Source organism: Paraburkholderia sp. ZP32-5 (assembly GCF_021390495.1).
Taxonomy (GTDB): domain Bacteria; phylum Pseudomonadota; class Gammaproteobacteria; order Burkholderiales; family Burkholderiaceae; genus Paraburkholderia.
The window spans coordinates 1,785,889-1,803,719 of sequence record NZ_JAJEJP010000002.1 but is presented as its reverse complement, the minus strand read 5'-3'; the positions used below and the strand labels follow the sequence as shown (position 1 = coordinate 1,803,719).

The 17,831-nt window shown below is 59.1% G+C and carries 13 protein-coding genes and 3 pseudogenes; 8 read left to right on the top strand and 8 right to left on the bottom strand.

The annotated features are described in order from the left end of the window. Positions 1 to 40: 40 nt before the first annotated feature. From L0U82_RS26725 to L0U82_RS26700, 6 genes and pseudogenes are all read right to left on the bottom strand, one after another. A pseudogene (locus tag L0U82_RS26725) lies at positions 41 to 697 on the bottom strand (PadR family transcriptional regulator); the annotation flags it as partial. Between the two features lie 791 nt (positions 698 to 1,488). Further along, complete coding sequence (locus L0U82_RS26720) at positions 1,489 to 2,106, bottom strand: alpha/beta fold hydrolase (RefSeq protein WP_267929821.1); 618 nt, start codon at positions 2,104 to 2,106, stop codon at positions 1,489 to 1,491. Positions 2,107 to 2,153: 47 nt separating this feature from the next. Then, complete coding sequence (locus L0U82_RS26715) at positions 2,154 to 3,041, bottom strand: NAD(P)-dependent oxidoreductase (protein WP_233835854.1); 888 nt, start codon at positions 3,039 to 3,041, stop codon at positions 2,154 to 2,156. A gap of 156 nt (positions 3,042 to 3,197) precedes the next feature. Next, positions 3,198 to 3,845, bottom strand: a pseudogene (locus L0U82_RS26710) (transketolase C-terminal domain-containing protein); the annotation flags it as partial. A 611-nt stretch (positions 3,846 to 4,456) separates the two neighbouring features. Further along, entirely contained in the window at positions 4,457 to 5,290 is an 834-nt protein-coding gene (gene dapF / locus L0U82_RS26705; RefSeq protein ID WP_233835852.1) for a diaminopimelate epimerase, read from the bottom strand. A 70-nt stretch (positions 5,291 to 5,360) separates the two neighbouring features. Then, entirely contained in the window at positions 5,361 to 6,311 is a 951-nt protein-coding gene (locus L0U82_RS26700) for a LysR substrate-binding domain-containing protein (protein ID WP_233835851.1), read from the bottom strand. Between the two features lie 227 nt (positions 6,312 to 6,538). On the opposite strand from L0U82_RS26700, the gene L0U82_RS26695 reads away from it, so the two are divergent. The 4 genes from L0U82_RS26695 to L0U82_RS26680 all read left to right on the top strand — a co-directional run bounded on the left by L0U82_RS26695 (position 6,539) and on the right by L0U82_RS26680 (position 10,064). Next, positions 6,539 to 7,507, top strand: coding sequence for an alpha/beta hydrolase family protein (locus L0U82_RS26695; RefSeq protein ID WP_233835850.1), 969 nt, complete (start codon positions 6,539 to 6,541; stop codon positions 7,505 to 7,507). A gap of 79 nt (positions 7,508 to 7,586) precedes the next feature. Then, on the top strand, positions 7,587 to 8,123 hold the full coding sequence (locus L0U82_RS26690) for a lipocalin-like domain-containing protein (RefSeq protein ID WP_233835849.1): 537 nt from the start codon (positions 7,587 to 7,589) through the stop codon (positions 8,121 to 8,123). A 12-nt stretch (positions 8,124 to 8,135) separates the two neighbouring features. Further along, positions 8,136 to 9,293, top strand: a complete 1,158-nt coding sequence (locus L0U82_RS26685; RefSeq protein ID WP_233835848.1) for an enolase C-terminal domain-like protein — start codon at positions 8,136 to 8,138, stop codon at positions 9,291 to 9,293. A 135-nt stretch (positions 9,294 to 9,428) separates the two neighbouring features. Continuing rightward, entirely contained in the window at positions 9,429 to 10,064 is a 636-nt protein-coding gene (locus L0U82_RS26680) for a LysE family translocator (protein ID WP_233835847.1), read from the top strand. Positions 10,065 to 10,138: 74 nt separating this feature from the next. Here the strand turns inward: L0U82_RS26680 and L0U82_RS26675 are convergent. Next, positions 10,139 to 10,334: pseudogene (locus L0U82_RS26675) on the bottom strand (IS5/IS1182 family transposase); the annotation flags it as partial. Positions 10,335 to 10,738: 404 nt separating this feature from the next. Between L0U82_RS26675 and L0U82_RS26670 the strand changes: the two are divergent. After that, positions 10,739 to 12,445, top strand: a complete 1,707-nt coding sequence (locus L0U82_RS26670) for a methyl-accepting chemotaxis protein (RefSeq protein WP_233835846.1) — start codon at positions 10,739 to 10,741, stop codon at positions 12,443 to 12,445. A 112-nt stretch (positions 12,446 to 12,557) separates the two neighbouring features. On the opposite strand, the gene L0U82_RS26665 is transcribed toward L0U82_RS26670, so the two are convergent. Further along, positions 12,558 to 13,904: a LacI family DNA-binding transcriptional regulator gene (locus L0U82_RS26665; RefSeq protein WP_233835844.1), complete on the bottom strand. Its 1,347-nt coding sequence runs from the start codon at positions 13,902 to 13,904 to the stop codon at positions 12,558 to 12,560. An 89-nt stretch (positions 13,905 to 13,993) separates the two neighbouring features. Here L0U82_RS26665 and L0U82_RS26660 point away from each other — a divergent pair, with 89 nt between their 5' ends. The 3 genes from L0U82_RS26660 to L0U82_RS26650 are packed head-to-tail and all read left to right on the top strand — an operon-like array spanning position 13,994 to position 17,637. Next, a complete protein-coding gene (locus tag L0U82_RS26660) occupies positions 13,994 to 15,010 on the top strand; it encodes a phosphotransferase (protein ID WP_233835842.1) in 1,017 nt (338 codons plus the stop codon). Further along, positions 15,010 to 16,284, top strand: coding sequence for a phosphopyruvate hydratase (gene eno / locus L0U82_RS26655; RefSeq protein ID WP_233835840.1), 1,275 nt, complete (start codon positions 15,010 to 15,012; stop codon positions 16,282 to 16,284). The genes L0U82_RS26660 and eno overlap by 1 nt, the downstream gene beginning before the upstream one ends. 57 nt (positions 16,285 to 16,341) lie before the next feature. Beyond that, positions 16,342 to 17,637: an MFS transporter gene (locus L0U82_RS26650; protein WP_233835838.1), complete on the top strand. Its 1,296-nt coding sequence runs from the start codon at positions 16,342 to 16,344 to the stop codon at positions 17,635 to 17,637. Positions 17,638 to 17,831: the final 194 nt, after the last annotated feature.

The following is a 17,831-nucleotide window of genomic DNA, read 5'->3' as shown; positions in this document are numbered from 1 at the left end:
GGCGCGCTCCGAGGCTGTGCGCGTTAGGCAGCGGGGTGTTTCAGACAACGGGTTCGGCGCCGTCGTCCGTGCCTTCGCTCGGGCCTTGGCGAGTCCCTTCGATTTCCTTCGCCGCGCGCATGAGGATCGCGGCGATGCGGCGCTGTTCGTCGGCCGGTGCGTTATCACGGCGCAGCAGCGCGGTTTTCAGCGTGCGGCGTGCTTCGTTCAACTCGGGCACCCAGCCGCCTTCGCTGACATCCGCCGGTTCCTCGCCGGCAAACGCGCGGCGCACCGAATCCATCTTGCGAGCGATATGCGTCAGTTTGGCGAGCATCAGCTCGACGCGCTCGCGGTTCGTACCCAGATACGCGCGGCCCGCATCCGACAATTCGTAGCGCTTGCGATTGCCTTCCAGTTGCACGGTCACGTAGCCGAGTTCTTCCAGATAGGTGAGCGCCGGATAAACCATGCCGGGGCTCGGGGCATAGAAGCCGTTCGAGCGCGTTTCCAGCGCCTTGATCAACTCGTAGCCATGGCTCGGCTGCGCTTCGATCAGCGCGAGCAGCAGCAGTTGCAGATCGTCGGAGCTGAATTTGCGGCCGCGCGGAAAGCCGTCGCCATCGCCGCCGAAACCGCCAGGGCCGCCGCCGAAGCGCCCGCCACGGCCGCCGGCGCGGTGGTCGTGATGGCGGCCGATTGCGTGCCACAGTGCGTATAGGAAGTGTTCGCGGGGGGAAGCGGAGGCGGGGTCTCGTGGGTGATCAGGGCGGTTGAAATCGTCGCGGCTGTGGAGGTCGCGCTGGGGCGCGTTCGCCTTCGCATCTGCGTCTGCGTAAAACTCGTGGTGACCGCGGCGGCCATGCTCGTTGCCGTCGACGCCGTGCCAGTCACGAGGTGAGCCGTGACGTGAGCCGCAATACCAGCGATGGTGCCATCCGCGCTGGGACCTCGGATCGTCTGCGACGTGCGCGCGCTGATCGGTTTGCGCGCCGGCGGCCCGGTCGAAGCCTGTGGTCGGCTCGCCACGTGAGCCTTGATAACCATGCTGTTGAACGAGCGCCTGCCACAGCGCATGCAGCGAAGGACGGCCGGAGCCGGCGTGGAAACGATCGTGCGCGCCGCGCGGGCCGGAGAAACGATGGGGATGACGCATCTGGGAAACTCCGTTGAATATCTTAAGATGCATCTTAAGATATATATCTTAAGATAGTCTGTCAAATTTTTCTTTGGGCTGGAATGGGGACACAAGGCTCGCGTGGATGGAGCGCGGTTGTTTTCTGCTGCGGGCTGGTTGCGCAAATTGCTGGCGGCGACGCGTCTGCGTGACTTGCGGCTTAACGCGCTTACTGCGGAGGTAATGCGAGTGCCCGGCGGCTCATTTCCGAGCGCGACTGAAGTACGCGTTAGCATCGCGTACTACATGGATGTCATCGGCAGATTTCTGGACGAAGTGGAGGAGCCGTCACTCCGTTGAGATTGCGCACGCTCATTGTGTATTGCGCAGCATCACGACAACTGCAGAACCTCATAGAAGGAAGAAATCGCCATCGCCAGCTGTTGAGGAGATTCGAGCGGGATCATGTGACCAGGTCCCTCAAATAACCGAAGACGGCAATCCGGAATATATGCGTTCATCTCCTGCAGATCTTCCGCTCGTACCATGTTGTCGCGCATCGAGCCAACGATGAGCACAGGGCATCCAATTGCGCCCAATGACGAGACGAGATCGGGACGTTCCATCGTGGCTCGAATCTGTGCCTGCAATACTTTGCCGCCGAACGTTCGGTCCATTTCAATGATCGTTTCGGTTGCTTGCGAATCCTCGGCGCTGGTTGGTCCAAGATAGGCGCTTAGCTGAGCCGTCGAAATTCCTGCATACGGACGCTTCGAGAGCTGTTCCAGCATGCGTTGACGGCGAACCTTCTCTTGCGTTGTGAGCCCTCTGGCCGATGCAGCGACGATTACCGGTGACCTTACCTGTTGCGGGTTCGCCAGCGTGTGCTCTAACGCGAGATAGCCGCCCATCGAGAAAGCGACAATATGTAAGCCTGCAGGAATCTCCCGAGCCAGAGTCTGCTTCGCTGAATCGCGATCGACATGAACGTTCCAGGCGCTCGACCCCAGACACCTGTCTCGTCCAGAACTTCACGCAGCGTCGATACGCACGCATCTCATTGTGAATGTCCGTCCGTGCGCTTTTCGATCGCCTTGACGACAGCGCACATGTCGTCGGTGCCGAACCCTAGCATCTCGGCATCCCCGTAAAGCGCCAGGCAGATGTCCATCAACGGAGAGGCAACACCAGCGTTACGGGCAGCCTCGACCACGAGCCGACTATTTTTCAGCACGTCCGTGATAGCAGCCTGGACGGAGAAGTCCTGCGCAACGAGTTTGTCGAGCTTCACACGTGAGACGTCGCTGCTCATCGGGCCAGCGTTCAATATACTGGCGAACAACGCCAGGTCTATGCCCTGGCGTTCGGCGAAATGCGTTGCTTCGGTCAGGCCCGTGACCATAGTGATAAGAAACAGGTTCACAGCGAGTTTCATCGTCAAGGCGCGTGGGACGTCGCCGCACAGGAAGCTTTCGCGGCACAGGGGCTGCACGAGTACGCGGACCTTTTCAACGTCCTCAGGTAAGCCGGCCAGCATGACGACAAGTTGCCCGGTCTCGGCCGGTTTGCGTGATCCGGAAACAGGCGCTTCCACGTACCGACCGCCGTTGGCGCGAATCTCGGCAGCAAGCAACTGCGAGTACTCAGCGGACGTCGTGCTCATGTTCACGATGATGTGATCGGTTACACGAGTTCTAAAGTTTGGAGTTCCTCGACCCAGAACATCGTCTATTGCACGATCGTTGGCGAGCATCAGCATGACGACTTCACACTGAGAAAATACGTCGTCGGGTAGCTCGGCAACTTGCGCCCCTACACCGCGTAGCGCGTCGTATTTTGTACTGGAACGGCTCCAGGCCAGCAGTGGCGTGCCGCTTCTGGCCATGTTGAGCGCCATGGGTGTGCCCATCACGCCCAAGCCGATGAATCCAACATGTGTTCGCATCACAACTCCTAAAAGTGAGTCAAGACGTTGACGCGTCCTTGGATCGACGCTTTCCCGCGTATCTCAACACGCTCGCTATTCGGGCAAGTGCCCAGCTGTACTTTAAGGTTTTCGTTCACGTCGAGTACTGACCGGGTAGCGCACTCCCGAGAGAATTCATGCTGTCCTTGCAGATCGTTTCGCGAACGCGGCGGTATCGACGCGGTCCAGCGACTGTCCACCCATGTCTAACGCGCTCGGAGCTAGACGACCAAAGAATTGTTCACGGATCGCATTCGCAATACCCGCGCCGTCGAGGCCGCATTCAGCGAGCAGCTTTGCGGGGTCCCCGTGGTCGATGAAACGGTCGGCCAGGCCCAGTTGCAGTGCGGGTCGGACAATCTCACTCGCCAATAGGACTTCCATACAGGCCGAACCAGCGCCTCCCATCACACAACCTTCCTCGACCGTGATGATGGCATCGTGCGTCCCGGCAAGTTGGCGAATCAGATCGACATCGAGTGGTTTCACGAAACGCATGTTCGCGACCGTGGCATTGAGTTGCTCGGCTGCGTCCAATGCGGGCGCCACCATCGTACCGAATGGGAGGATCGCGATGCGTTTGCCGGATGGCTGAGAGGTCTGACGGCACATCTCACCTTTGCCGATTGGAATCTGTGCCATCTGCCTGATGGTCGCGACGCCGGGGCCTGCACCCCGTGGATAACGAGCGGCAGTGGGACCTGCGTGTTGTAAAGCCGTGTATAGCATCTGGCGACATTCATTTTCGTTCGATGCGGCCATCACTGTCATGTTCGGGATACAGAGCGACGATCAACGATGGAGTCCATTGGCGTGTCTCCTGAATAGGATTGCAGGTAGTTCTGTCGCACGGATTGCTGAGAAAGCTATATATATGTGCGCAAAAAAAATCGATTCACGACGATTGCAACTGCAACAGTTTCGACGGGCATTGTATCGTGGCAGCACAGAATTGCAACTGCAATTACCTCGGGAAATTTTTTCTGCATGTCTAGGAACGAACCCAATCCGTGGTTCTCTTTGGACGCACGCGTCGCCTGATGCCGCAGGAGATCGAGAGGTGGTTGGCAAAGCGGGAGGCGGTTTGACTGTCCATGCGTGGTACGACGTGCCGTGGGGACTGGAAAGACCGCAACTATGCAGAGCACGTCGTGCCAGCGCATGCTCAACGGCTAGTCGACCGTCTGCGCAAAGGTAGCGCCTTCTCTTGGATAGGGATTGTGGGCGTCTGCATTGCCGATTCTGGTCACTATGGCGAGCAATGCCTGCATCGGGTCGAAAGGTAGATTTCCCGATCCGAGCATGTTGCCTTCCTGAATTCAGATGACGTACGCCACTCACGCTCGCAGCGATCTGGAAGATGGCAGTACTTCATCTTCAATGATGAATGGATTTCACTTCCTGTTACCGGGAATATGTTTTGGCCCAATCACGCCAACCCAGATGGCCTCAAAGCTTGGCTCAACCGGCCCGGTGAGAAACACGCTCCCGATCCCGTCCCACCGTACCGTAACTTTCCCACCGTCGCATTCAACCTGGACGGCGTTTTCAAGCAGGCCGCGCCTGATCCCGTTCACGACGGCGCCGCACGAACATGACCCTGAACCCAACGGGATGCCGCCACCACGCTCCCAGATACGCAGCCGAATTCGAGCGCGGTCGATGATCTGAACAACATGGACATTGGTCTTTAGCGGAAACAACAGATGAGTTTCAAACTTCGGGCCGAACACCTCCAAGTCTATTTCCTCAAGATTATCGACGAAGAACGTGCAGTGAGGATTTCCCATACTGCAAGCGCTTGGAGTACCGGGTAAGGGAAGCGTCAGCGTATCGATATCTTCCGAGATCGGTACATCCTGCCATTCCGTGAGGGGTACACCCATCTCTACTGATATCAGGTCGTTCTCTTCTAAACACGTTAGCAGCCCGCGGTTGGTCTTAACAACAACCGAAGAAGATCCGGCGCCCCGCATCAGCTTCCACGCGACGCCTCGCGTTGCGCTTCCACAAGTATCTAGTGTCGAGCCGTCTGCGTTCCAGAAAGTAAGCCGTGCAACCGCGTCGTCACAGTCTGACAGCATCGCGAGCTGATTGAATCCGATCCCCCGGTTACGATCGCCAAGCTGCCGGGCAAGCATGCCATCGATAAAGTTCTCTTGTCCACGTAGATCGACGATGGCGAAATCGTCTCCGTTTGCGTGCATTTTAAGAAAGGGGATCTCCATTGATGTTTCCAGGGTCGACAGGGAGAAATAGATGGAAGTCGTTGTGATCTTACGCTTGCCCGTAGCGCAACTAGCGCGCGGATTGTCTATTAAGGACGCGGTCGATGACGGCTTCGACCGCGAACGCTTCCGTACGGATCCACGCGATGACATCAAGCACGTCCTGGCGCGGATTGGATTCGGCCTGATAAAGCCAATAGCCGTAGGCACTCGTGCGTCCGGAGATTCCATCTGAAAGCGCAACCAGCTTCCCGTCAGCGAGCAACGGTTCGATCAGCGCGATTCGGCCTAACGCAATACCCTGACCGGCAAGCGCCGCCTGAATCACCTGATCATAGTGATTAAAGCGTAACTTGCCCAATGGTTGCGTGCTATTTCGCCCCATTTTTGCCAGTTGATCCGCCCAGCTCAGCATGGGTCGACGCGGCCCGTCGAATTCAAGCAATACCTGTTGGACAAGAATCGCATCATCGTCGATCCGCGTAAGTCCGAGCGAAGGATGGGACACGGGGATCACAGCTTCCTCAAACAGGCGCACGGCGCCAGTCGGAGTGGACTCTGCAGGACAGTATCGGATGCCGAGATCGACTCCCTCGACGCGCAAGTCGAGATTTTTATCGCTCGCCGCGACACGTAGGTCGAGGTTCGGGTGGCGCTGCTGAAACCGATTCAGGCGTGGCAATAACCAGAGGCCGGTGACGCCGATGCTGGCTGTGATCGTCACGGGCAACCGTCGTCCTTGGGGTTGATTCAGTATTTCCAGTACTTCCTGTAACTGCTGAACTGACGAATCGGCGATGCGAAAGAGGCGTTCACCTTCCGGCGTGAACGAAATAGAGCGGTAGCCGCGATGAAATAGTACGACGCCAAGCGAATCCTCGAGCACTCGCACCTGCCGGCTCAACGCGGATTGGGTAATACAGAGATCCGCGGCTGCTTGCGTGATACTCATACGCCGGCCGACCGCGACGAATCCACGAATCAGGTCGAGAGACGGGAGTTTCACCAACGGCGTTGGCATGCGCTTTCCTTATGTGAAAGATGCAAAAAAATTGATTGAGCGGGCCGCGGGAGTCAGGTGAAATGGCAGCTGCAAAGCGCAGCATATGCGGCTGATCTTACTGCATATGATCCGAAGTCGCCTTGTCGGAACATGACAAGGAATGGTCCGCACGGGCAAGTCGACTCGCTACAAGCCGTAGAGGCTTTTCCGTCATTGAAAGCGGTCTTAACACGGTGAGAGGCACGATGGAAGGAGTGGATGGACCCGAGGCGATCACGTTCCTCGCGGGCGACGACTGCGCGCTCAAGGGCTTTGTCTGGCGTCAACGTAAGCCAGGATCGATGGAAAGCGCCGCCGACCGAACCGTAGTGATTGTGAATTCAGCGACTTCAGTGCGCTGCAGCTATTACTTCCGCTTCGCAACGTTCCTCCATGAGCATGGAGCCGATGTGATCGTGTATGACTATCGTGGCATTGGCGAATCACGTCCGCCGACGCTACGCGGCTTTCGCGCGTCGTGGCTCGAATGGGGACGGCTCGATTTCGAGGCTGTGCTTCAATACGCGGCATATGAGTTTCCGGGCCAACCAATCGACGTCGTTGCACACAGTGTTGGCGGTTTTCTGGTTGGCCTGGCACCATCGAACGCGATGATAAGGCGCATCGTTACCATGGGCGCGCAGTACGCGCACTGGCGCGACTATGCATTGAATCGCAGGCTCTCCATGCTGTGGCGCTGGCATGTTTTGATGCCATTACTCGCGGCGCTGATCGGTTATGTTCCGGCCAAACGGCTTGGCTGGATGGAGGACACCCCCAAGGGCGTCGCCGCATCATGGAGCCGCAGCAAGGCGCGCTTCGAGGAAACCTATCGGCGCGGCGAATTCGCCTGTGAAGATATCGAACTTAGCCGCCTTGTCGAGCAATGCGGGATCGTGCGAGCACCGATCCTGGCCATCAGTGTTACCGACGACGAATTCGGAACCGTATCCGCGATCGAACGTCTGCTTAACTACTTCACGGGATCTTCGCGTACGCACTTGCGCATTGCTCCAGAGCAGATTGGTTACTCGCAGATCGGGCATTTCTCTTTCTTTCACAGCCGCTTCAAAGATAGCCTGTGGCATATCCCACTTGCGTGGCTACGGTCGGGCGCATTGCTGGACCATGTTCCAGGCTGCGTTATATCGAAGCGAGTTCCCTCCGAGACTTAACAATACGATTTAGAGCGAACTCATTCGCGTCTAATCCAGGCGGTTGAAAACACTCTCAACACGTGGCGAAGGAAAACGCATGACTGGACGAACCATTTTCAGATCGAGCATTGTGGCCGTTGTCTTCATGGCTTGCATACTGTCGAGCGGTGCAGTTCACGCGGACGCTGCGACAACCTTCGATCCTTCGTTGGCAGGAACGTGGACACTGGTCGCGGCAGATATCCAGCATCCCGACGGCTCGAGGGAGCGTGACTACGGAAGCGATCCCAAAGGCCTGTTGCTTATCGACGCGCAGGGACACTACTCGCTTCAGATCTTCAAGGCGGAGCTGCGGCCATTCGCATCGAACGACAAGGGCAAAGGAACAGTCGCCGAATACAAAGCGGTCGTGATGGGATCGAGCACGCATTTCGGCAGCATCAGCGTGGACCGATCGGCTGGCACGCTGACTTTTCACATACAGAGTGCTTCCTTTCCTAATTGGGATGGCACGCAACAGACGCGACAATACGAATTCAAAGGTGGAGAACTGAGCTATCACGTCAGTCCTCGGCCTAATGGAGATACGCCGATATCGGTCTGGCGTCGGCTGGATAGCACCGTACAAAACTAGAGAGAGCGGCCCATGCGCATTGTCGACGTCAGAGAGCGCACGATCCCTATCTCACGTTATGCCGATTCCACGATTCCGTCCGGTGGTCTGACTACCAGCCTCGTCGCCGTGGTGACCGACGTTATCCGCTCGGGCAGGCCGATAGTGGGATACGGTTTTGCTTCCATCGGGCGGTTTGGACAGGGTGGCCTTATCCGTGAGCGCTTTGCACCGCGACTGATTGCTACCGGCACGTTGATCGATGACGCGGGTAGCGGCCTCGATCCGTTGCGTGCGTGGTCGGCGATGATGCAGGGCGAAAAGCCGGGCGGCCACGGCGAACGTTGTGTGGCAGTGGGCACGCTCGATATGGCGATATGGGATGCAGCCGCGAAGATCGGGGACAAGCCGCTGCATCAGTACCTGGCGGAACATATAGGCAACGCCGCGCCAATGTCGCGGGTGCGCGTCTATGCCGGCGGCGGCTATCGCCATCCGGAGAATGACCTCAGTCGCTTGTCCGACGAGATCCACAGGTTCACCGATCTCGGTTTCACTCATGCCAAGATCAAGATCAGCTCTCCCAGCCTCACCGAGGACTTGCAGCGCATCGAGACTGCAGCCTCGCAGTTGGCGGATCCATCGCACCTTGCCGTGGATGCAATGAACGCATATTGTCCTGACGACGCACTTAAAGCCGCGCATTCGCTTGCGCCGCTCGGCCTATGGTGGTTCGAGGACATCTGCGATCCGTTGGACTTCGAAACGCACTCGCGCGTGGCAACCGTCTATCCCGGCTCAATCGCGGCTGGCGAGGCACTGTTCTCGCGCGCGGAGGCGCGGCTGGTCGATAGATATGCCGGGTTGCGCCGGCCTCAAGATATATTGCTGTTCGATCCGGTCCATTGCTACGGACTGACACACTATTGCGAGATCGTCGCGGACCTGACTGAACGTGGTTGGCCGCGTTCCGCCTTCTGGCCACATGGAGGGCACGTGTTTGGCCTGCATGTTGCAGCCGCCCTTGATCTCGGCGGCGCGGAAATCAATCCTTTCGCCTTCGCACCATTTCATGGGGTCGCATCCGGTTTGACGATCGCAGACGGCTTCATAGACTTGCCCCAAGTCCCCGGCATCGGCTTCGAACTGCACGACGAAGTTCGTCGGGAATTCCATCGCCTTTTCGACTAATCGAAAGGTTGGGCGGTTGCGTGCTTCGGCGATACGCGGCGCAATGCTGGCTTCGTGTGCGCGCGAGGAAACGCTTTGGGCTACAGGTTTATTTCGAATGACGAGAGTCGTTTAATGTAATCGAGGTAGGGAACGATGCTCGGAATATCCGGACTGCCGTTGTTCATCGGCTCTGTTGTCTTGCTGAATTTGACGCCTGGACCCGATATGGCGTATGTAGCCGGCCAAAGCCTCGCGCATGGTCGACGCGCGGGCATTCTATCGGCGTTGGGCGTTTCGCTTGGTGGATGTATGCACACAATGGCATGTGCATTCGGAGTCAGTGCGGTAATTGCCGCTTCGCCTGCGATCTTCAACGCGATCAGGTGGGTAGGTGCAATCTATCTCGTCTATCTTGGCGTCAGCACACTGAGATGGTCCGGTCGCGGGTCATCCAAAGACATCGTCACACCGATAAGACGTCTGTCATCAAGGGCGTTGCTGTTGCGCGGTTTCTTGACGAACGTAGGAAATCCGAAGGTGCTGCTGTTCTATATCGCGTTCCTGCCTCAATTTGTCGAGACGGGTGGTCCGAGAAAAACGCTGGCGCTTCTCGTTCTCGGCGCCTTGATGATCGTGCTTGGGATGGTGACGGATTCGTTACTGGCCTGCTGCGCGGCGATGGTGGCGCGTTCGATGAAAAAGCAGGTTGCAATTGGCCGTTGGCTACATCGAGTAGTTGGCGCGACCTTCGTGGGTATTGGTATTCGAATCGCTATTACAACGCGCTAGGGCGAGTTCATTTAAAAGGTTCGAAGCCGGCAATGCTCGGCAAACAAGCCGATAGCCCTTCGGCGGTGCTATTGATGTTCACTCACCGAGTCCGCGTCGACGCCGATATGTACTTTCATGCCGAAGTACCACCGATCTTTTTCTTCGTCTGATGAATCCGGATCCCGTGCGCCCGAAGAATTCCTCGTAGAACCAGGGCGCGGAAATCAGCGTAGCACCCATCGCGGATCCACTGCGGAGCATCAGCCCGTGCTCGCAAAGCATTTCGTCGCCATCGCTTCCAGAAAGACTCTGCGCGAGCCCGCCGAAGTCGACCGAGGGAGCGTTGACGAAAATGCAAACCCCTTGCCAAATTGAGCAATGCGCCGGCAGATTTTCGTCTGATAAGATTTTTCCAGTCCTCGTCGTGGTCCTTATGGCTACTCCTGCATGCGCCGTTGGGCTCAGTCGCGACAAGAATTGCTGACTACCACGATGACCAGGACGACGAACCCGCACTGAAAAAGCGTTTCGCCAACGCAAGCGAACAGTCGGAAAGAGTACATGTAGATATTCCTGACCAGATAGAAAAATGCGTCGCCTGCCGACCTGATTGCGGCGCAACCATTAGAAGCGTAGGCATCCAGATGACCCGCGTCGCGCCGCCTCTCATTTAGTCAAGCACAGGAACATGCATGTTGAACAAAGCTATTACGATCAAGGCGCGGATTGGCCTCACGATGGCATTTCTTGCCGCGTTGCTGGTAGCGACCGGGGTTTTCGGCGTGGTCGGCATGAGCCATTCGAACGACGCCTATAAAAACACGTTCACCAATGCGATGCCTGGCGCCGTCGATGTCGGCAATGCGGAGATGTACTCGGCGCGCGAGCGCCTCGTGCTCGACCGCGCCGCTTTTCTGGCCGGCACCCCCGAAGTGGCACCGACGCTCGAGCGCGCGCGCCTGATGCGGACCACCTCCGACATGTGGTGGAAAAAATACCTGTCGCTGCCGCGCGATGCCGAGGAAAACCGGCTCGCACAGGACGTCGCGGCAAAGCGCGACACGCTGCATCAGGAAATGGATTCGTTCTCTGCCACCGTGGCGGCCAACGATTCGACCAAGGTGATCGACGGCGCCAAGCATCTGCAGGCAGCCTACAACGATCTCGTCAACGCCGACGACACGCTGAGAAAATTCCTGTTCGACTCGGCCCAGCGGGGCTACGACAATGCGGAGAACAGCTACGACGTATTCCGTATGGTCAGCGTGAGCGCATTGCTGCTCGGCGTGCTGGCCGCAACGTTTGCATACGTGACGCTGAGCCGCGCGATTTCCCGGCCGCTCGACCAGGCTCTCGGCCATTTCGACGCGATCGCCGCCGGCGATCTGCGCAGTCCGGTCGAGGTGACGTCGCGTGACGAAATGGGTCATCTGCTGGAAGGCATTGCGAAGATGCAGCGCAGTCTGATCGAGACGGTGCGCACCGTGCGCGGCGGCAGCGAATCGATCGCGACCGCGACGCGTCAGATCGCGGCGGGCAATATCGATCTGTCCTCGCGTACCGAAGAACAGGCCTCGGCGTTGCAGCAAACCGCGTCGAGCATGGACCAGCTGACCGGCACGGTCAAACAGAACGCGGATAACGCGCGCCAGGCGAGTTCGCTGGCAGCCAACGCGTCGAAAATCGCCAACAAGGGCAGCGCAGTGGTCGGGCAGGTGGTCGGCACGATGGGCGATATCAACCAGAGTTCGGCCAAGATCGCGGACATCATCTCGATCATCGAAGGCATTGCGTTTCAGACCAACATCCTGGCGCTGAATGCCGCCGTTGAAGCGGCGCGCGCCGGTGAAGAAGGGCGTGGCTTCGCGGTGGTCGCAGGCGAGGTGCGCAGCCTTGCGCAGCGTTCGTCGGCGGCGGCGAAGGAAATCAAGGAGCTGATCGATACGTCGGTCGAACGCGTGCAGTCGGGCTCGGCACTGGTGGACGAAGCGGGTCGCACGATGACGGAAATTATCAGCGCGGTGCGGCGCGTGACCGACATCATGGGCGAGATTGCAGCAGCATCGGAAGAACAGAGCGGTGGTATCGATCAGGTGGCGCGCGCGGTTACGCAGATGGACGAGGTCACGCAGCAGAACGCGGCGCTGGTGGAGGAAGCTGCGGCGGCTGCCGCGTCGCTCGAAGACCAGGCGGGCAAGCTGCGTAGCGCGGTCGCGGTCTTTCAGCTCGACGACGGCGGCTGCAAGGCGCGCCAGAGTGTGGCGCCTAAGCGTGCATTCAAGCCTCTACTTGCGACGACTTCACGCAAGGCGGCACAGTTCGCTGCGGCGTCGATTCCGACACCGGCCACAGCGGTGACGGCAGGTGCGGGCAGTGATAACGATTGGGCGACGTTCTAAGGGAGACCTTCCAGGGCGGGGTCCGGGTCGACCGGACCTCGTGGAACACACCCAATGCCATCACCCATCCAACTGATGCGGCAACAGGTAGTCGTGCTGGAAGATGACGACCTCAACGAAACGACGTCAGCAGTGCCGTGGTGGAGTTGCGCAGCACCAGACTCGGGCTGAACTGCACATCGGAGGGCAACGGTTCCAACTGTTCCTCCAGTCGATGCGCGTCATGTCTCGACAGAACGAGGCTCGTCGCCGTAAGCGCAATGCCTTCGACAGGCAGGCGCACCGTCGTAATGCCGCGTTCGGCCAGCTCGAACCATGCGGGGTCGTGATAGCCAACCACGGAGACGTCGCGCGGCCATTCGAGACCTAGCGCCCGAAGCGCCTGCATCGCACCGAGGGTCAACTCGCTGCTGCCGAATATGATCCCGGTGGGCCGGTTCTTCGCGGTCATCAGCGAGGTCACCGCGTGCCTCGCGAACTCAGGGCGAGGTGGCCCTAGCATCACTGGACCGGATTCGATCTTGCGTTCGGCCAGCGCCTGATGGAATCCGGCGAGACGTTCGCGGCCCGTGCTGATGTCCGTTCCGCCGCCGATATAGGCAATGCGCCGGTGACCATAGTCGAGCAGATGACGCGTCGCTGCATGAACCCCTTTCCTGTCGTCGATCAGGACGGCGGTTCCGTTCAGGCCGGCGTGTTTTCGCAGCAGTTGCACCGTGCAAAGATTGCGCAGCAATGCCTGTGTTTCGGATTCGGGCGCCGGCGAGGGTACGACGATCACGCCCGCTGGACGAAGCTCCAGCAACGCGCGTAGTTCCCGCAGTTCACGTACGGGATCGTCGTTTGTCACGCACAGCATGAGCTGCATCGAACGGGCCGCCACGGCGTCGGCGACGAATTTCGCCACGGTCGCATAGAAGTCGTTTTGAATGTCGGGGATCGCGAGGCCGACAATCGAGCTTTGCCGGCCACGCATTAGTCGGGCCGATGCGGACGGCACGTAGCCCATCTGCTCTACGGCCGCACGGACGCGCAGCTTCGTTTCGTCGCTGATCTTGGGGCTGCCGGCGAGCGCTCGCGACACCGTGGTGTGAGAGATATCGAGTGCGCGAGCGATATCGCGAATGGTCACTTCCGCCGGCGCCTTGGGGGACCTGGTATCAGGCGTCCGTTCAGTCCGTGTCGAATTCGTTGCAATCTCCGCATGCCGCGGTTTGGTCTTTTTTATTCCCGGTTTCATCCGCGAGATTTCCTCGTTGAGTGAACACGTGTGCGTTCCTTTGTAATTATAACTTGCTTCCCTTGTTGGCTCGATGTGGTCAGACAACTTTTCGAGAAGAGAGCACAAAATATGCAGACATGTGCAGGCTTTCATCATTTCTGCAACTGATAGTCGGACCAGGGAAAACGTTTGCCGTGGGCGCTTGCGGTTTACCAGGCCATTCGGCAGAATATGCAAAAGGCACACGTGTGCCTTAAATCAATGCCGCCGCGTTGCACGCCAGCCAGTGCCAGCAACAACGTCTTCGCCGCGTCACCATTACGTTCATGACCAGTGCTTTTCACGACCTGACTCAATACCCCTATCAATTACTGCGTGTTCTGCGCGACATGGGAATCGAACACGCCGGCGAGCCACTTCTTATCACTGCTCTCACAGGCGGAGTGTCATCGAGCATCTCGCGGATACAGTTGGGCTCTCGCAGCTACTGCCTGAAGCAGGCGTTGCCCCAACTGAAGGTGGCAAAAGACTGGAAGGTGCCGGTCGAGCGCATCTACGCGGAAATCGACTGGTTGCAGACGGCTGGGGAGATCGTGCCGGGGCATGTACCGCACGTGATCGGTTCCGATCGGAATACGAGCTGTTTTGTGATGGAGTATCTGCCGGAGACATTCGTCAACTGGAAGCGCGAACTGTCAGAGGGGCGCGTCAACCCCAAGGTAGCCACCCAGATGGGGGACGTGCTGGGCCGCATTCACGCGGGAACGGCGGGTCGGGAAGCGCTCGCCAGAAAGTTTGCTCACGATGCGAACTTCCACGCGATTCGGCTCGAACCCTATCTTGAAGAGGCAGCACGGCAGAACCCCGGCGTAGCGTCGCTGTTGCAGAGGCTTGTTGACCGGACTCGCAACACACGCCTTGCGCTCGTGCACGGCGACGTGAGTCCAAAGAACATCCTGATCGGGCCGAATGGTCCCGTGCTCCTCGACGCCGAATGTGCGTGCTACGGCGATCCTGCGTTCGATGTGGCGTTCTGCCTGAACCATCTGCTGCTCAAGGGCGCGTGGATGCCGACCTTGCTGCCGGTCCTGCTGGCTTCGTTCGATGCCTTTGCTTCCGGATATCTACCGCATGTCGCGTGGGAGTCGGTACACGCGCTGCGCGACCGCGTGGCGGCGCTGCTGCCGGCATTGCTGCTTGCACGGGTCGATGGCAAGTCTCCGGTTGAATATCTCGATGCCGACGCGCAGGCGCGCGTGCGCGCGGCAGCGCTGAAGCTGTTGCGTGAACGGTCGTCGTCGCTTGAAGGAATCACATCGTTCTGGAAACAGGAGTTGGGTTGATGAGCCGAATCAGGAAGATCCGATCGCGACGTGTATGGGATTCGCGTGGCCGGCCGACCGTCGAGGTCGAGGTGCAGACCGAAACAGGCGCTAGTGGCCGCGGTATCGCGCCGGCCGGCGCGTCGCGCGGCACGCGCGAGGCCGTCGAGTTGCGCGATGGCGGAAACCGTTTCGAGGGCAGGGATGTTCGCGCCGCACTAGCCGGCATCGAAAGTGAAATCGCGCCGGCGCTCATTGGATTTGATGTGTTTCAGCAGGCCGCGATCGACGATGCACTGATCGCGCTCGACGGGACGCCTGACAAGTCGCGTCTGGGCGGCAATGCCCTCATCGCGACGTCGCTAGCCGTGCTGCACGCCGCGGCCGCCGAGTCGGGCTTGCCGCTATGGCGCTATCTGGCAGGCGACCGGCCGGTCAAATTGCCGCTGCCGCAGATCCAGATTTTCGGTGGCGGCGCTCATGCCGAGCGGCGCGTCGACGTGCAGGATTTCATGGTGGTCGCAACAGGCGCGCGCAATTTCGAGGAAGCACTGGAAATGACGGCGGAAGTCTATCTGCGCGCCGGCCAGTTGATGCGAAGGCGCGGTGCCGTGCACGGCGTCGCGGACGAAGGCGGATGGTGGCCCGTGTTTTCGAACAACGAAGAAGCGATGGGCGTGCTGGTCGCGGCGATTGAATCCGCGGGCTTCATCCCGGGCAGCGACGTCAGCATCGCGCTCGATATCGCGGCCTCGGAATTCGGTAAGCAGGGCCGCTATTCGCTTGGGCTCGAACGCGTCGAACTCGATTCCGACGGGCTGATAGAGAAGCTGCTGCGCTGGCTCGACCGGTATCCGATCGTGTCGATCGAGGATCCGCTTGCGGAAGACGACGAAGCCGGTCTGATCGCATTCACGAGAGCAGCAGGGGAGCGCGTGCAGATTGTCGGCGACGATTATCTCGTGACCAACGCGGCGCTCGTACAGGACGCGGCACGCAAGAAAGCATGCAACGCGGTACTCATCAAACCGAATCAGGCCGGCACCGTAACCGAAACATATCGGGCGTTGCAGGCGGCCCAGCAGAACGGATACGCGTCGATCGTCTCCGCGCGTTCGGGCGAGACCGAGGACGTCGCGATCGTTCATCTCGCGACCGGCTGGAACGCGGGCCAGCTCAAGGTGGGGTCATTTGCGCGTTCGGAGCGCATGGCGAAATGGAACGAGGGTATCCGCATCGAGACCGGCGATCATCCGCCGGCCGGGTTCTCGACTTCGGCGCTCGCCTGTCGCTGATCCAACGCTTTTCGTAAATAACGGCGCGCGCAGACGCGCTGGGAGGAGACCATAATTATGGACCACACGATGTTCGGGGTCGGCCGCGCGTCGCTCGAAACGAGCCTGAAAAAAGCAACGCGGCGCATCCTGCCGTTGCTCTTCATCTGTTACTTCTTCGCGTACCTCGACCGTGTCAACGTGGGTTTTGCGAAGCTGCAGATGCAGAGCGAGCTCGGTTTTAGCGACGCCGTGTATGGGTTTGGCGCCGGCGTGTTTTTTATCGGCTACTTTCTGTTCGAGATCCCGAGCAATCTCATTCTTCACCGGGTGGGCGCGCGACGGTGGATTGCCCGCATCATGATCACATGGGGGGCGCTATCCGCCGGCATGATTTTCGTGTCGGGCCCGACGAGCTTTTACGTTTTGCGGTTCCTGCTGGGTATCGCCGAAGCGGGCTTTTTCCCAGGCATCGTGCTGTACCTGACGTACTGGTTTCCGTCCGCCCGCAGAGGACGCATCACGTCGCTTTTCATGGCGGCGATTCCGATTTCAGGGTTGATCGGCGGCCCGCTGTCGGGTTGGGTGCTGGACGCGTTCCAGGGTATGCATGGCCTGGCGGGTTGGCAATGGCTGTTTCTGATCGAAGGACTTCCCACTGTTGCGCTCGGCGTGCTCGTGCTGGTTCTGCTGACCGACAGGATCGCCGACGCGCGCTGGCTCGATGTGGGAGAGAAGCGTCTGCTTGAAAATGCGCTCAAGCGGGATCTGCCCCGGCATGAAACAAGCCGATTGGGCTCGGCGTTGAAAAACAGTCGGGTCTGGACTTTGTCGTTGATCTATTTCTGCATCCAGATGTGCGTCTATGCGATCAGCTTCTGGCTGCCGACGCTGATCAAGGCACAAGGATTCCGCTCGAACACGACGGTGGGGCTGGTGAGCGCAATTCCCTATCTGGCGGCGACGGTCACGATGCTGTTGTTCGGCCGCTCGGCGGACGCGACGCGCGAGCGGCGCGCTCATCTGATCGTGCCGGTGATGATGGGGTGCATCGGCATGGCGGGGTCGGCATGGTTTCCGCAAGATAGCGTGATGTCGCTCGTGTCGCTCACGCTAGCCGCGATGGGGGTATTTACCGCGCTGCCGATGTTCTGGCCGCTGCCCTCGGCGTTTCTTGGCGGCGCTGCCGCCGCGGGAGGGCTGGCGATGATCAACTCGCTCGGCAACCTGGCGGGATTTGTCAGCCCGTATTTCCTCGGCTGGATGCGCGAGACGATGCATTCGTCGAGCGTGGCGCTGTACGTGCTTTCGGCGATCGCCTTGCTGGGGGCCGTGCTCGTGCTAAGGGTGCCCGCGAAACTCGTCAATTGTTGAGACGACGTTGTCAGGTCGCGAGGCCCGTCGCAAAAGATGGTCTTGCCGTTGTTGTTTGAAGAAGCGTTTCGCAAATACCAACGGTAATTTCGACTTCTTCCCGCGCGTGCCTTTCGACAGGCTGATGGTATCGCTCGAATTCCGCGGAGCAATTTCATTCGATCGTGACATAAGCGGTCTTTTTCATTCCGGAA

Coding starts and splice junctions, on each gene's coding strand:
- L0U82_RS26715 (WP_233835854.1), bottom strand. CDS start 3,041: ATGCGAACACATGTTGGATTCATCGGCTTGGGCGTGATGGGCACACCC.
- dapF (WP_233835852.1), bottom strand. CDS start 5,290: ATGGAGATCCCCTTTCTTAAAATGCACGCAAACGGAGACGATTTCGCC.
- L0U82_RS26700 (WP_233835851.1), bottom strand. CDS start 6,311: ATGCCAACGCCGTTGGTGAAACTCCCGTCTCTCGACCTGATTCGTGGA.
- L0U82_RS26695 (WP_233835850.1), top strand. CDS start 6,539: ATGGAAGGAGTGGATGGACCCGAGGCGATCACGTTCCTCGCGGGCGAC.
- L0U82_RS26690 (WP_233835849.1), top strand. CDS start 7,587: ATGACTGGACGAACCATTTTCAGATCGAGCATTGTGGCCGTTGTCTTC.
- L0U82_RS26685 (WP_233835848.1), top strand. CDS start 8,136: ATGCGCATTGTCGACGTCAGAGAGCGCACGATCCCTATCTCACGTTAT.
- L0U82_RS26680 (WP_233835847.1), top strand. CDS start 9,429: ATGCTCGGAATATCCGGACTGCCGTTGTTCATCGGCTCTGTTGTCTTG.
- L0U82_RS26670 (WP_233835846.1), top strand. CDS start 10,739: ATGTTGAACAAAGCTATTACGATCAAGGCGCGGATTGGCCTCACGATG.
- L0U82_RS26660 (WP_233835842.1), top strand. CDS start 13,994: ATGACCAGTGCTTTTCACGACCTGACTCAATACCCCTATCAATTACTG.
- eno (WP_233835840.1), top strand. CDS start 15,010: ATGAGCCGAATCAGGAAGATCCGATCGCGACGTGTATGGGATTCGCGT.
- L0U82_RS26650 (WP_233835838.1), top strand. CDS start 16,342: ATGGACCACACGATGTTCGGGGTCGGCCGCGCGTCGCTCGAAACGAGC.